Genomic DNA, 14,028 nt, shown 5'->3' with positions numbered 1-14,028 from the left:
CGGAGAGGCCGGGGCCCACAGCTGTGCCGGCGCTGCCGGACTGTCAGGAGTTCGCCGACTTGTACTTGCGGACTGCCAGCGTGCGGAAGAACGCGACGATCAGGATCGACCAGATCAGCGACGCCCAGGCCGGGTGCTGCATCGGCCACGCGTCCGGCACCGGGTAGTTCGGGGGGAGGTTGCCGAAGAGCTCACGGCAGGCCTGCACCGTGGCACTGAACGGATTCCACTCGGCGAAGTGCCGCAGCACCGTCGGCATGTTCTGCGAGGGCACGAAGGCGTTCGAGATGAACGTCAGCGGGAAGAGCCAGATCAGCCCGCCGGACGTGGCCGCCTCGGGAGTACGGACCGTCAGGCCGATCAGCGCGCCGATCCAGGTGAAGGCGTATCCGAGCAGGAGCAGCAGGCCGAACCCGGCCAGCACCTTCAGCCCGTTCTCGTGGGTGCGCCAGCCGACGAGCAGTGCCACGAGGGCCAGCACTATCAGCGTGAGACCCGTCTGCACGAGGTCCGCGAGCGTGCGGCCCGTGAGCACCGCGCCGCGGGCCATGGGCAGTGAACGGAAGCGGTCGATGAGGCCCTTGTGCATGTCCTCGGCGATGCCCGCGCCCGCGCCCGCCGTGGCGAACGTGACGGTCTGGGCGAAGATGCCGGCCATCAGGAACTCGCGGTAGAGCCCCGGGTCGAGGCCCGCACCCGGCAGGTTGATGGAGCCGCCGAAGACGTAGCTGAAGAGCACCACGAACATGATGGGCTGGAAGAGCCCGAAGATGACGACCTCGGGGATGCGCAGCATCCGGATGAGGTTGCGTTTGGCGACCGTCAGGGAGTCGCGCACGGACTGGCGGAGACCGCCTCCGGCCGGGGCGGCCGGAGTGGGTGCCGTCGGTGCCGTGGTCGTGGCAGTCACTTGACGGCCTCCTTCTTCTGCTTCTTGTCCCTGCGCTTCTGCTTCTTGCCGGCCGCCGCTTCGCCGGCCGCCTCCGCGGCGCCGTTCTCTTCGCGCTCCTCCGCCGCGTGGCCGGTGAGCGTGATGAAGACGTCGTCGAGAGTGGGGCGGCGCAGGCCGATGTCGTCGATCTCGATGCCCCGGCCGTCGAGATCACGGATGATCTCGGCGAGCAGTTTCGCGCCACCCGTCACGGGCACCGTGAGCCTTCGGGTGTGGTGCTCGACGGTGACGCCCTCCGGGCCGGTGCCCGGCAGGCCGTGCTTGGCCAGGACGGCCTCGGCCGTGGCGATCTCGTCGCGGTCGTGCACGACGACCTCGACGCGTTCGCCGCCCGTCTGGGCCTTGAGCTGGTCGGAGGTGCCGCGGGCGATGACCTTGCCCTGGTCGACCACGGCGATGTCGTGGGCGAGGCGGTCGGCCTCCTCCAGATACTGCGTGGTGAGCAGGAGCGTCGTGCCTCCGGCCACCAACTCCTCTATGACCTCCCACAGTTGGAGGCGGTTGCGCGGGTCGAGACCGGTCGTCGGCTCGTCCATGAACATCACGGGCGGGTGGACGACGAGCGCCGCCGCGAGGTCGAGACGCCGGCGCATGCCGCCCGAGTACGTCTTGGCCGTGCGGTCCGCGGCGTCCGCGAGGTTGAAGCGCTCGAGCAGTTCGCCCGCCCTGCGCTTCGCGTCGCGCGCGGTGAGCTGATACAGCTGCCCGACCATCTGCAGGTTCTCCCTGCCGGTCAGATACTCGTCGATGGCGGCGAACTGGCCGGACAGGCCGATCGATCGCCGTACCTCGTTGGGTTGCTTGAGGACGTCGAGGCCGGCCACGACAGCCTTGCCGCTGTCGGGCTGGATGAGGGTGGTGAGCACCCTCACGGCAGTGGTCTTGCCGGCGCCGTTGGGCCCGAGCAGACCCAGCACAGTGCCCTCGGGGACATCGAGGTCGACGCCGTCCAGTGCCCTTACCTCGCCGAAGGTCTTCACGAGACCCTCGGCGTAAATGGCGCCTGGCATAAGTGGGCTCCCAGATGTGGAGAAGTAACGGTGAATGTCGAACAGGCCGGAGATATCCGGCATGCCATCAGATAGCCATACGGCGGACCCGTAGGCCAGCAGTATGAGTGAACGCGATACATCGCGTCAACCTATTGCGAAAGTTCGCGACAGTCGCGAGTGCTCCGATGTGGAGCTCAGGTGGTCGGGCCTGGGCGTTCGAGCGTGGAAGGCGGCTTCCCCGGCTGCCTTTCGCGGCGGGCCGACGGCTCAGCGCGTCAGCACCACCGTGTAGCCGGCCGAGCGCAGCTTGCCCGCGAGGTCCTCGCAGTGCTCCGGTCCCTTCGTCTCCAAGTGCAGCTCCACCTCCACCTCGTCGAGCCCGAGCCGTGGATCGGTCCGAACATGGCCCACGTCCAGGACGTTAGCGTCCGCCACTGACAACTCCCTCAGCAGTGCTGCCAGCGCCCCGGGCCGGTCGGTCAGCCGCAGTCGCAGCGACAGATAGCGGCCGGCGGCCGCCATGCCGTGACGCAGCGTCCGCTGAAGGACCAGGGGATCGACATTGCCTCCGGAGAGCACGGCGACGACGGGACCGTCGACCGTCTCCGGCCGGGAGAGCAGGGCCGCCACGGGACTTGCCCCCGCCGGCTCCACCACCAGCTTCGCTCGCTCCAGGCAGAGCAACAGCGCGCTGGAGAGAGCGTCTTCGGACACCGTACGTACCTCGTCGACGAGGTCGCCAACGATTTTGAACGGCACGTCCCCCGGCCGCCCGACCTTGATCCCGTCGGCCATCGTGGAGACCGAATCCAGCACCAGGGGCTTCCCCGCGGCGAGCGAGGGCGGATACGCCGCCGCTCCCTCCGCCTGAACGCCGATGATCCGTACGTCGGGCCGCAGTTCCTTGACCGCCACCGCGATGCCCGCGATGAGCCCGCCGCCTCCCACTCCCACGACGATCGTGCGGACCTCCGGGCACTGTTCGAGGATCTCCAGCCCGAGGGTGCCCTGCCCGGCCACCACGTCGGGGTGGTCGAAGGGGTGGATGAAGACCGCGCCCGTCTCCTCCGCGTGCTCCTGCGCCGCCCGCAGCGTCTCGTCGACGACTTGTCCGTGCAGCACGACCTCGGCGCCGTAGTCCCGCGTCGCGGCGACCTTCGGCAGCGGGGCGCCCTCCGGCATGAACACCGTGGAGTTCACACCGAGCAGGGAGGCCGCCAGCGCCACGCCCTGCGCGTGGTTGCCGGCGCTCGCCGCGACCACGCCGCGCGCACGCTCCTCGGGGGAGAGCCCGGCGATGCGCACATACGCGCCGCGCAGCTTGAACGAGCCGGTGCGCTGCAGGTTCTCGCACTTGAGGTGCACGGGGGAGCCGACGAGGTGCGTGAGGTGCCGGCTGCCTTCCAGCGATGTCGTACGGGCCACGCCGGTGAGCGTCTTCTGCGCGGCGCGCACGTCGTCGACGGTGACGGACGCTGTTACGCCCGTGGCGTCGGGGGCGGGGGAGACCATGGCGTCAGTGTCGCAGTTCGCGGCTCCGCGGGCGCCGCCCGGTGTCCACGGTGTTCACGCAGCACAGGTACGGCTCGGGCGCGATCCGTTTACGCTGGGCAGCAGAATCAGGTCTTTTCCGTGGAACTTCCCGAAGAAGCGAGCATCTCGGCATGCCCATGCAACCGGACATGATGACAGTGAACAGCACAGATCAGGCCCCGGATCAGGCCCTCGCCGGGCATGAAGCGGACCACGAGACTCTCGACCGCGCCGACCCGCAGAGGGGGCGCGTCCTGGACGCCATGCAGCACCAGGTCGCCGTCTTCGCGCGCCGCGCCGAGCAGACCCGTCTGGGCGGGATAGGCCAGGCGCGCAACTCCATGGACCGTGCCGCCTACCTGCTGCTCAACCGGCTCGAAGAGAACGGTCCGATGGGCGTCAAGGCCCTCGCCTCCGGGATGGGGATCGACTCCTCGACCGTCACCCGGCAGGTCGCGCCGCTCGTCGAAGGAGGCCTGGTCACCCGCACCACGCACCCCGAGGACGGCCGCGCCGTCGTTCTCAAGCTGTCCCCGCACGGCATCGCCCGGCTCCACCAGGTGCGCTCCTCCCGGCGCGAGCTGATGGCGGTGCTCACGGACGACTGGAGCGAGGAGGACCGGGAGACCTTCTGCAGGCTCCTGACCCGCTTCAACACCGCGATGCAGGGCATCCACCCCGCCACGGAGACTCCGGAAGTACCTCCCTCTTGATTTGATCAGTGCGCCTGGCGTCCCATTGCCGTACGGGAGGCGCAGGTGGGAGAGCGGCGTGCGCGTGAGGAGCGCCGCCGGGCCCGGGAGTTCGAGGCGTTCGTCGCGGGCGCGGCCGGCAGGCTGCTGCATGCCGCCACGCTGCTGACCGGTGAGCCCTTCGGTGCCGCTCCCGCCGCCCAGGAACTGCTCGTCGGCGCCCTGTCCCGTACGTACGCGGACTGGGACCGTCTGCGCGGCGAGGACCCTTACGAGCACACGCGCCAGGATCTGGCCGCACACTTCGCGCACACCGCCTGGCGCCACCGGCGTCCGCGCGGCGGTCTGCTGGACGCGCTGCCCCCGCAGGAGCGGCTGATGCTGGTGCTGCGGCTGTACGAGGGCGTGGCCGAGGAACAGGTCGCCGCAGCGCTCGGGCTGCCCGTGGAGCGGGTGCGGGCCCTGTGCACCCGGGGCATGGCGACGGTCCTCAGCCGCGGGACGAGAAACGGGGAGGAGAGCGGAACCCCGGCCGGCGCGGCGCATGGACCGGCGTCCGGTGCCGTGTCCCTGCTCGCGTCCCGCATCGTCACCGGTCTGCGGCACAGGGGAGCGGAGGCGGCCACCGGGACCGTGCAACAGCGCGACGGCGCAGGCCGCGAGCCGAGGGGGGCCGCATGAGACTTCCCGACCGCAAGGAGACCGAGGTCCGCCGCCTGCTGGAGTCCGCGCCCCCCGCCGCCGTGCCGACGGACCTGGCCGGGCGCGCCCTGGTCCGCGGCATGCGCATCGCGCACCGGCGGCGCACGGTCGCGCTGCTGCTGTGGGGGTTCTTCGCGGTGGCAGTGGCCGTCGCCGTGTGGGCCGCGGTCGCTGAGCCCTGGATGGTCCGGCCGGCCGTTACGACGCCACCGCTCGGCTGGTAGCGGCGCCGCCCCTTCGCCGAGCGGATCGTGGCCCTGACCGGCAGGGCGCCGGGGCGGGTTCCGGCCCCGGCGCCGTTCGTGCCCTTCTAGCCCAGCGCCTGCTGCAGATCCGCCAGCAGGTCCTCCACCGACTCGATGCCGACGGACAGCCGCACGAGGTCCGCGGGCACCTCCAGCGCCGAGCCCGCCGCCGACGCGTGCGTCATGCGCGCGGGGTGCTCGATCAGCGATTCGACGCCGCCCAGCGACTCCCCGAGCGTGAACAGGTGCGTTCGGTTGCACACCTCCACCGCCGACTCCTCGCCGCCCGCGACCCGGAAGGAGACCATCCCGCCGAAGGCCCGCATCTGCTTGGCCGCCGTCTCGTGCCCCGGGTGCGAGGGCAGCCCCGGGTAGTAGACCTGCGTCACCTTCGGGTGGGCCTGGAGCATCTCTGCCACGCGCGAGGCGTTCGCGCTGTGCCGCTCCATCCGTACGGCCAGCGTCTTCGTGCCGCGCATGACCAGCCAGGAGTCGAACGGGCCCGCCACTGCGCCCATCGCGTTCTGGTGGAAGGCGATCTCCGCGGCCAGTTCCGACTCGTCCAGTACGAGGGCGCCGCCGACGACGTCCGAGTGGCCGCCCATGTACTTCGTCGTCGAGTGCACGACGACGTCCGCCCCCAGCGCGAGGGGCTGCTGGAGATAGGGGCTCGCGAAGGTGTTGTCCACGACCAGCCGTGCCCCCGCGCCGTGCGCGAGCTGGGCGAGCGCGGTGATGTCGCTGATGCCGAGCAGCGGGTTGGACGGGGTCTCCACCCACACCGCCTTGGTGCGGTCGCGCAGTTCGGCGCGCACCGCCGCCGGGTCGGAGGTGTCGGCCACCGACCATTCCACGCCCCACCGTTCGGCGACGCGCGCGAAGAGGCGGAACGTACCGCCGTAGGCGTCGTTCGGGATCACCACGTGGTCCCCGGGCACGAGCAGGGTCCGCAGCAGGCAGTCCTCGGCGGCCATGCCCGACGCGAACGCGAAGGCGTTGCGCCCGCCTTCCAGGGCGGCGAGGTTCTGCTCGAGTGCGGTACGCGTCGGATTGGCGGAGCGGCTGTACTCGTAGCCGCCGCGCAGCCCGCCGACGCCGTCCTGCTTGTACGTGGAGACCTGGTAAATGGGCGGGACGACCGCACCCGTCGCGGGGTCGGCGGTCTGCCCCGCGTGGATCGCGAGGGTCTCGAAGCTCTGGGGCGTGTGCCCGCTGTCGCGCTGGTCGCTCATGGGGCGAGCGTAATGCGCCGTACGGTGTAGGCAGAGCGGCTCAAGCGAACCGCCTCAGACGATTACTCCTGTCACGTCCCGTCCGCGCACCAACGGGGAGAACGCAGCCATGGAAGCCCTGCTCGTGCTGATCGCACTGACCGCCATCTTCGGCGTCCTGGTCGCTCCGGCGATGCGCCGGCGGCGGCAGCGCCTGCAAGGCGCTCAGGGAGTCGCCCGCGCCGTCGACCCGGGCGCCGGATACGGCTTCGTACCGACCGAGCAGCTCGACGTGCGACTGCCGGGCCCCGACCACGAGTTCACCGAGGCGCTGGAGGAGACGCAGCGCACCCAGGACTGGCAGCCGGTCGCGAGGCTGCTGGCCCTCACCGGGGACGAGTGGGAACTGCGCTGGCAGCGCGTGCAGTCGATGGCGGGCGCGGCGGCGATGGAGCTGGCGCAGGCGCGCGCGCTCGGCGCACCGGAGTCACCGGCAACGGGCAAGGGCGGCTCCGCGGGCGGCGTCTCCTTCAGCAAGGGACCGGGCCTGCGTGACGCGAGCTGGCTGCGGCAGTGGCGCACCGAGCAGCCCGGCGACCCGGGCGGCGCCCAGGTCTACGCGCAGTTCCTGGTGTGGCAGGCCGTCGCCGACCCCTCCTCCGCCGACCACCGCATCATCCTGGAAGAGGCCCGTACGGTCTGCGAGGAGGCCGCGCGGCTCGCCCCCGACGACCCCACGCCGCACATAACCGAGCTGTTCATCGCACGCCATCTCTCCTACCGGCGCGCCGACTTCGAGGAACTGTGGGCGACGCTGCGGCGCAAGGCACCGCACCACATGGGCGCGCACATGGCCGCCCTGCCGTACTGGTCGGAGAAGGGCTGCGGCTCGCGCGCCGAGGCCGATGCCTTCGCGCAGAGCGCCGCCGCCCACGCGCCCGAGGGCACCCTGCTTCCCGCGCTCCCGCTCTTCGCCGCCTACGAGCACCTGCCGGAGGTCAACGTGGTGCGCGGCCTCTACCAGAGCGCCGAGATCGAGAAGGCCGTGGAGGCCGCGGAGTACGCGGTCGACCAGGTCGAGGCCGGCCACCCCGTGCGTCCGCACGTCCTGCACCTGCTGGTCTGCTTCCTCGTGCGAGCCGAACGGTACGGCGAGGCGATGGAGGCGCTGCGCGTCGTCGACGGATATGTGGGCGCGATCCCCTGGGCGGACTCGGGCGACCCGGCGAGCCACTACTCGGCCTACCGCGCGCTGGCCGTCTCCGGCTGGGAGGCGACGGGCGGCGACCGCGCCCAGATCTGACACGGCCCGCGGGACCGGAGGCGCCTGCCGCGCACCCTTCGCAGGACCGGCAGCACCAACATGAGACGGTCCGGCGGGTGGAACTCCGCTCGAAGACCTCCCCCGAGGGGTGCGGGGTACGCCCGCCCGGGAGCACGTCAGGCACGATGGACAGATGGTCAACCGACTCTCGGACGAGACGAGCCCGTACCTCCTTCAGCACGCCGACAACCCGGTCGACTGGTGGCCCTGGTCGGAGGCCGCCTTCGACGAGGCGCGCAGGCGCGGGGTGCCGGTGCTGCTCAGCGTCGGTTACGCCAGCTGCCACTGGTGCCACGTCATGGCGCACGAGAGTTTCGAGGACGAGGCCACCGCCGGATACCTCAACGCCCACTTCGTCCCCGTCAAGGTGGACCGCGAGGAACGCCCCGACGTGGACGCCGTCTACATGGAGGCCGTGCAGGCTGCCACCGGCCAGGGCGGATGGCCCATGACCGTCTTCCTCACGCCCGCGGCCGAACCCTTCTACTTCGGCACCTACTTCCCGCCCGCCCCCCGCCACGGCATGCCCTCCTTCCGGCAGGTGCTGGACGGCGTCGCCACGGCATGGTCGGAGAGGCGCGAGGAGGTCGCCGACGTGGCCGGCCGGATCGTGCGGGACCTGGCCGCGCGCAGCATCCGCTACGAGCAGCCGCAGCCGCCCGGCCCCGAGGAGCTGGCCTCGGCGCTGCTGGAGCTGACGCGTGAATTCGACGCCGAACGGGGCGGGTTCGGCGGTTCGCCGAAGTTCCCGCCGTCCATGGCGCTGGAGTTCCTGCTGCGCCACCACGCCCGCACCGGTTCCGAGGGCGCGCTGGAGATGGCCCGTGCCACCTGCGAATCGATGGCGCGCGGCGGCATCTACGACCAGCTCGGCGGGGGATTCGCGCGCTACTCCGTGGACGCGGGCTGGGTCGTGCCGCACTTCGAGAAGATGCTCTACGACAACGCCCTGCTCTGCCGCGTCTACGCCCACGCCTGGCGGAGCACGGGTTCCGACATGGCCCGCCGGGTCGCCCTGGAGACCGCGGACTTCATGGTCCGCGAACTGGGCACGCCCCAGGGCGGGTTCGCCTCCGCTCTCGACGCCGACAGCGACGACGGCAACGGCAGGCACAGCGAGGGCGCCTACTACGTGTGGACCCCCGGCCAGCTGACCGAGGTCCTCGGCGAGGAGGACGGGCAATGGGCGGCCGGCTACTTCGGCGTCACCGACGAGGGAACCTTCGAAGAGGGCGCGTCCGTGCTCCAACTCCCGGACGCCACGCAGCTCTCGGACGCCTCGCGTGCGGCGTCCGTACGGGAGAGGCTGCTGCGTGCCCGCGAACAGCGGCCGCGCCCCGCCCGTGACGACAAGGTCGTCGCGGCGTGGAACGGGCTGGCCGTCGCCGCGCTCGCGGAGACCGGTGCCTACTTCGACCGTCCCGACCTGGTCGAGGCCGCCTCCGCGGCCGCACGTCTGCTGACCGATCTGCACCTGAACGGCGACGGCCGCATCGCACGCACCTCGCGCGACGGCACGACCGGCTCGGGCGCGGGCGTGCTGGAGGACTACGCGGACGTGGCCGAGGGCCTGCTCGGTCTCTACTCCGTCACCGGAGAGGCCGGGTGGCTCGACACCGCCGGCGTACTGCTGGAGACCGTGCTCGACCACTTCACGGATCCCGACGGCGCGCTCTTCGACACAGCCGACGACGCCGAAGCCCTCATCCGCCGCCCGCAGGACCCCACGGACAGCTCCACCCCGTCGGGCTGGACCGCAGCCGCGCAAGCCCTGCTCTCCTACGCCGCCTACACCGGCAGTTCGCGCCACCGCGAGGCCGCCGAGCGGGCGCTCGGCATCGTGCGGGCGCTCGCACCCCGCGCCCCGCGCTTCATCGGGTGGGGCCTCGCCGCGGCCGAAGCCGTACTGGACGGCCCGAGGGAGATCGCCGTGGTCGGCCCGCACGCGGACCCCGGTACGGGGACGCTGCACCGTACGGCGCTGCTCGCGACCGCGCCCGGAGCGGTCGTTGCGCTCGGGGAGCCGGGCTCCCCGGAGGCGCTCGACGTGCCGCTGCTGCGGGACCGGCCGTTGCTGGACGGGAACCCGACGGCCTATGTGTGCCGCAACTTCACGTGCGACGCTCCGACCGCCGATCCCGAGGTCCTGGAACGGTCACTGCGGAGCTGATCGCCCGGGCCCTGAGGGCCTGGGGGTGTCCCCAACCTCACAGGGCAATACACCTAGGAGCCGGGCGAGCCACTCACTCCGCCCCGAGGGTCTGGGGGATTCCCCGTTCCACCACGCGCAGCGCCCGCTCGACGATCGCGAAGAGGTCCTCCTGCGGCTCGTCGCTGTTGGCCCAATAGAACATGGCCTCGGACATGGCACCGACCAACGCCCCTGTGCACACCCGCAGTTCGAGGGAGTCGGCATTCCGTCCGGTCCGCCCGGCCAGAGCGGCCGCCAGGATCCGTACCGTCTCCGACATCTGCTCGGTCATCCGGGCACGCAGCGCGGGCACTTCCAGGACGAGCCGGATCCGCTGGTGGGACTCGGCGGGCTCACGGCCGGGCTCCTGGCTCATGGCCTGCCCGATCACCTCCAGCATGGCCCTGCGGAGGGCTGTCACCGGCGGCTCGTCGGCGGGACGCGCCAGCAGCGCCTCGTGCATCAGCGGGTCGTACTCGTCGGTGAGGACGATGTCTTCCTTCGTGGGGAAGTAGCGGAAGACGGTGCTGGGGGAGACCTCCGCCTCGTCCGCGATCCGCTCGACGGACGTGGCGGCGTAGCCCTCCTCGTCGAAGAGACGGTAGGCGGCCTTCCGGATCGCCTGCCTGGTCTTGATCTTCTTCCGCTCGCGGAGGCCCGGACGGGACTCGGTAGCCGCGGAGGACTCGGTACGTGCAGGGGCCATGTGCCTCATTGTCCGCCATCCGGGCTCTCCGGGGCCAGCTATGCGCCTGGGACGGGGAGCGATCCAGGCCCTCCCCCAACCTCCGGCCGGGGGGACCCCCGAGTCTTGCCGTCCCCCTCCACTGCTTCCGCTTCCGCCTCCGGTATCTGCACATGGCCCCTATCCGGCAGCAGTGTCGTGATCACGGCGGCGGCGAGCGCGGCGACACCGCAGACCGAGAGCACCTGCGTCATGCCGTCGACGAAGGCCGCGTCCGCCGAGGCCGCCAGGGCCTGCGAGTTGAGCTTTCCGGCGATCGCGTGGGCGGCGATCACGGAGTCCCCGGCCGCATCCGCCGCGCCCGCCGGCAGCCCTTCCGTCGCGAGCTTTGCGGCGTATGTGCCGGACAGCAGGCTCCCCAGTGCGGCGATGCCGATCGCCGCACCCGTCTGACGCACGGTCATCAGCAATCCCGAACCGCTTCCGGCCTGCGCGGCGGGCAGCGCCGCCAGAGCGCCGTCCATGGCGGGCACCATCGCGAATCCGACGCCGAATCCGGTGACGGTCAGCCAGGTCGCCGTCAGCCCGTATCCGTCTCCCACATCGGTACGGGCGCCGAGGAACGCCGCGAACGCCAGCACCACCAGCCCGGCGCTGATCACCGGCCGAGACCCGAACCGCGCGGCCAGCGGCCCCGACCCGCGCGCCGCGACCAGGAGGCCCGCCATCAGCGGCAGCAGCCGCAGTCCGGTACCGAACGCGTCGACGCCGAGGACCGCTTGGAGGTACTGAGGCAGCACGAACAGCAGCCCGGCCAGCACGAGCGTGATCAGCGTCGCGGTGAACGCGTTCCGTGCGAACGCCGGCCGGGCCAGCAGCTTCAGGTCCAGCATCGGCCGCTCGACCCGGCGTTCACGCAGCACGAGCGCCGCCAGCAGCACCGGCGATGCCGCGAGAGCGGCGATGACGTACGCGTCGCTCCAGCCTCGCGCGGGTCCCTCGATGATGCCGAAGACGAGTGAGCCGAGGCCGGCGACGCTCAACACCGCGCTGAACACGTCCACATGGGGTGCCGACTCGTCGCGGGACTCGGGCAGCAGCGTCAGGCAGACGAGGATGCCGAGCGCGGCGAGCGGGACGTTGACGAGGAAGACAGAGCCCCACCAGAAGTGGTCGAGGAGCCAGCCCCCGAGGACGGGCCCGAGCGGCATGCCCCCGGCGACCGACGCGGTGATGATGCCGACGGCCTTGGTGCGCTCGGACTCGTCCGCGAAGAGGGAGGGGATCACGGAGAGCGCGAGCGGCGTGACCAATGCGGCCCCGAGCCCCATCAAGGTGCGGGCGGCGATGACCCAGCCGGCGTCGTCGGCGAGCCCGCCGAGCAGCGAGGCGGCGAGGAAGACGGCAAGACCCGCGACGAGCAGCCGGCGTCGCCCGAATCGGTCGCCGAGCAGTCCCGCGGGCAGCATCGCGGCGGCGAAGACGACGATGTACGCGTCCACGATCCACTGCATCTGCCCCGTACCGGCGCCGAGTTGGCGCCCCATCGCGGGGAGGGCGACGTTGAGGATCGTCAGGTCGAAACCCAGCACGAGCATGCTCGTGCCGAGAGCTGCGAGGGCCCACCAGCGGCGGGGATCGGGCTGTGTGGTCATGGCCAACTCCGAGTGTCAGTGTCTTTTGATAGTGACTCTCAAAAAGTTGGACCTGTCAAGACGGGAGCCCGGCCGTACCCCGGGTGGTCAATAACACGTGGCCGCGCACCAGGTCGGCCCGTAGGGTGGCGGAATGCAGGTGATCCAGTCGGCGAAGCTCGCAAACGTCTGTTACGAGATCCGGGGCCCGGTCCTGGAGGAGGCGATGCGGCTGGAGGCAGCAGGTCACCGCATCCTCAAGCTCAACACCGGCAACCCGGCACCCTTCGGGTTCGAGTGTCCGCCGGAGATCCTCGAGGACATGATCCGCAACGTGGGCGAGGCCCACGGCTACGGCGACGCGAAGGGGCTCCTCTCAGCTCGCCGCGCGGTGATGCAGCACTACCAGACGCAGGGCATCGAGCTCTCCGTCGAGGACATCTACCTGGGCAACGGCGTCTCCGAGCTGATCCAGATGTCGATGCAGGCGCTGCTCGACGACGGGGACGAGGTTCTCGTGCCGGCGCCCGACTACCCGCTGTGGACGGCCTCGGTCTCCCTCTCCGGCGGCAAGGCCGTGCACTACCGCTGCGACGAGCAGTCGGACTGGATGCCGGACCTGGCCGACGTCGAGAGCAAGGTCACAGACCGCACCAAGGCGCTCGTCGTCATCAACCCGAACAACCCCACCGGTGCCGTGTACGACGAGGAGATCCTGCGCGGTCTCACGGACATCGCGCGGCGCCACGGGCTGATCGTCTACTCCGACGAGATCTACGACAAGATCCTCTACGACGGTGCGACGCACACGCCCACGACCCTCGTCGCCCCCGACCTGCTCACCGTCACCTTCAACGGGCTCTCGAAGGCGTACCGGGTGGCCGGTTACCGCAGCGGCTGGATGGCCGTGTGCGGGCCGAAGGGCCACGCGCAGAGCTACATCGAAGGGCTGACGATCCTCGCCAACATGCGGCTGTGCGCGAACATGCCCGCGCAGCACGTGGTGGCCGCCGCGCTCGGCGGCCGGCAGTCGATCAACGACCTGGTGCTGCCCGGCGGGCGGCTGCTGGAGCAGCGCGACATGGTCCACGATCTGCTGACGCAGATCCCCGGTGTGACGTGTGTGAAGCCGAAGGGCGCGATCTACGCGTTCCCGCGCCTGGACCCGAAGGTCCACAAGATCAAGGACGACCGGGAGATGGTCCTCGACCTGCTGCGGGCCGAGCAGATCATGATCGTCCACGGCACGGGCTTCAACTGGCCCGACCCGGACCACTTCCGGATCGTGAACCTGCCGCCGGTGAACGAGCTGGAGGACGCGGTGACCCGCATCGGCGCCTTCCTGGAGGGCTACAGCCAGCCGTAGCCTCGCGGGGCGCAACGGGTTCGATTCCTGGTCCCGCCCCTGCCGTCGTCGGCGGCCGTCAGCACGTCGTGGTCACGCGGCAGTGAGGCCGAGGGCCGTGGCGTGGAAGTCGCGGCACTGGCTGGCCACCACCATCGCCGGTTCGTCGTTGCGGTACGTGGCGATCACGACGGCATGGCCGGCCAGGGTGTGCGCGCGGTGGTGCAGGGAATCGATGTGGGCCGGGTCGGCGTCATGGGCCGAGGGGTCCGCTCTGAGCGGTGCCGCGCGCAGGCGCGTGACCTGGGAGGCGAGTTCCTCCGCGGCCTCGTCCAGCTCGTCGGACGGGGTGAGGGCGCGCAGCTCGTCCGTCACCGTCAGCAGCGCCGTCAGGTGACCTGCCAGGCGGATGTCCAGCTCCTCTTCCCGCGAGCGGTGGGGAAAATCGGCGTCGGCCATGGCATGTACCGACTTGCTGCGGATCGGTTCGTACACGGTCGGCCTCCTGCCGTCACGTCGCCT

General features: G+C 71.1%; 13 protein-coding genes. 6 read left to right on the top strand and 7 right to left on the bottom strand.

Annotation, left to right across the window (positions count from 1 at the left end; all coding sequences use genetic code 11):
- Window positions 1–43: 43 nt before the first annotated feature.
- The 3 genes from G4Z16_RS10950 to ilvA all read right to left on the bottom strand — a co-directional run bounded on the left by G4Z16_RS10950 (window position 44) and on the right by ilvA (window position 3,456).
- Window positions 44–910 (bottom strand): ABC transporter permease, encoded by an 867-nt coding sequence (locus tag G4Z16_RS10950; RefSeq protein WP_197350641.1) that lies wholly within the window; start codon window positions 908–910, stop codon window positions 44–46.
- The gene (locus G4Z16_RS10945) at window positions 907–1,962 is read right to left on the bottom strand and encodes an ATP-binding cassette domain-containing protein (protein WP_197350640.1); all 1,056 of its coding nucleotides are present in this window, start codon (window positions 1,960–1,962) and stop codon (window positions 907–909) included. Before G4Z16_RS10945 ends, G4Z16_RS10950 begins: the two co-directional genes overlap by 4 nt.
- 249 nt (window positions 1,963–2,211) lie before the next feature.
- The gene (gene ilvA, locus G4Z16_RS10940) at window positions 2,212–3,456 is read right to left on the bottom strand and encodes a threonine ammonia-lyase (protein ID WP_197350639.1); all 1,245 of its coding nucleotides are present in this window, start codon (window positions 3,454–3,456) and stop codon (window positions 2,212–2,214) included.
- Between the two features lie 284 nt (window positions 3,457–3,740).
- Here ilvA and G4Z16_RS10935 point away from each other — a divergent pair, with 284 nt between their 5' ends.
- The 3 genes from G4Z16_RS10935 to G4Z16_RS10925 are packed head-to-tail and all read left to right on the top strand — an operon-like array spanning window position 3,741 to window position 5,095.
- Window positions 3,741–4,190: a MarR family winged helix-turn-helix transcriptional regulator gene (locus tag G4Z16_RS10935; protein ID WP_246531267.1), complete on the top strand. Its 450-nt coding sequence runs from the start codon at window positions 3,741–3,743 to the stop codon at window positions 4,188–4,190.
- A 45-nt stretch (window positions 4,191–4,235) separates the two neighbouring features.
- Window positions 4,236–4,850, top strand: a complete 615-nt coding sequence (locus G4Z16_RS10930; protein WP_197350638.1) for a sigma factor-like helix-turn-helix DNA-binding protein — start codon at window positions 4,236–4,238, stop codon at window positions 4,848–4,850.
- On the top strand, window positions 4,847–5,095 hold the full coding sequence (locus G4Z16_RS10925) for a hypothetical protein (RefSeq protein WP_197350637.1): 249 nt from the start codon (window positions 4,847–4,849) through the stop codon (window positions 5,093–5,095). Before G4Z16_RS10930 ends, G4Z16_RS10925 begins: the two co-directional genes overlap by 4 nt.
- 86 nt (window positions 5,096–5,181) lie before the next feature.
- On the opposite strand, the gene G4Z16_RS10920 is transcribed toward G4Z16_RS10925, so the two are convergent.
- Window positions 5,182–6,348, bottom strand: coding sequence for a cystathionine gamma-synthase (locus G4Z16_RS10920; RefSeq protein ID WP_197350636.1), 1,167 nt, complete (start codon window positions 6,346–6,348; stop codon window positions 5,182–5,184).
- Window positions 6,349–6,457: 109 nt separating this feature from the next.
- Here G4Z16_RS10920 and G4Z16_RS10915 point away from each other — a divergent pair, with 109 nt between their 5' ends.
- Window positions 6,458–7,630: a hypothetical protein gene (locus tag G4Z16_RS10915; protein ID WP_197350635.1), complete on the top strand. Its 1,173-nt coding sequence runs from the start codon at window positions 6,458–6,460 to the stop codon at window positions 7,628–7,630.
- Between the two features lie 154 nt (window positions 7,631–7,784).
- A complete protein-coding gene (locus tag G4Z16_RS10910) occupies window positions 7,785–9,821 on the top strand; it encodes a thioredoxin domain-containing protein (protein WP_197350634.1) in 2,037 nt (678 codons plus the stop codon).
- 73 nt (window positions 9,822–9,894) lie between these two features.
- Here the strand turns inward: G4Z16_RS10910 and G4Z16_RS10905 are convergent, their stop codons facing one another.
- A complete protein-coding gene (locus tag G4Z16_RS10905) occupies window positions 9,895–10,548 on the bottom strand; it encodes a TetR/AcrR family transcriptional regulator (protein ID WP_197350633.1) in 654 nt (217 codons plus the stop codon).
- Window positions 10,549–10,586: 38 nt separating this feature from the next.
- Complete coding sequence (locus G4Z16_RS10900; protein ID WP_246530790.1) at window positions 10,587–12,182, bottom strand: MFS transporter; 1,596 nt, start codon at window positions 12,180–12,182, stop codon at window positions 10,587–10,589.
- 133 nt (window positions 12,183–12,315) lie between these two features.
- On the opposite strand from G4Z16_RS10900, the gene G4Z16_RS10895 reads away from it, so the two are divergent.
- On the top strand, window positions 12,316–13,527 hold the full coding sequence (locus tag G4Z16_RS10895; protein WP_197350632.1) for a pyridoxal phosphate-dependent aminotransferase: 1,212 nt from the start codon (window positions 12,316–12,318) through the stop codon (window positions 13,525–13,527).
- 72 nt (window positions 13,528–13,599) lie between these two features.
- Here G4Z16_RS10895 and G4Z16_RS10890 read toward each other — a convergent pair whose 3' ends face one another.
- Complete coding sequence (locus G4Z16_RS10890) at window positions 13,600–14,001, bottom strand: SCO4983 family protein (protein WP_197350631.1); 402 nt, start codon at window positions 13,999–14,001, stop codon at window positions 13,600–13,602.
- Window positions 14,002–14,028 lie beyond the last annotated feature (27 nt).

Source organism: Streptomyces bathyalis, from assembly GCF_015910445.1.
Taxonomy (GTDB): domain Bacteria; phylum Actinomycetota; class Actinomycetes; order Streptomycetales; family Streptomycetaceae; genus Streptomyces; species Streptomyces bathyalis.
The sequence above is the reverse complement of the archived record's forward strand: the minus strand, read 5'-3'. Positions and strand labels throughout refer to the sequence as shown.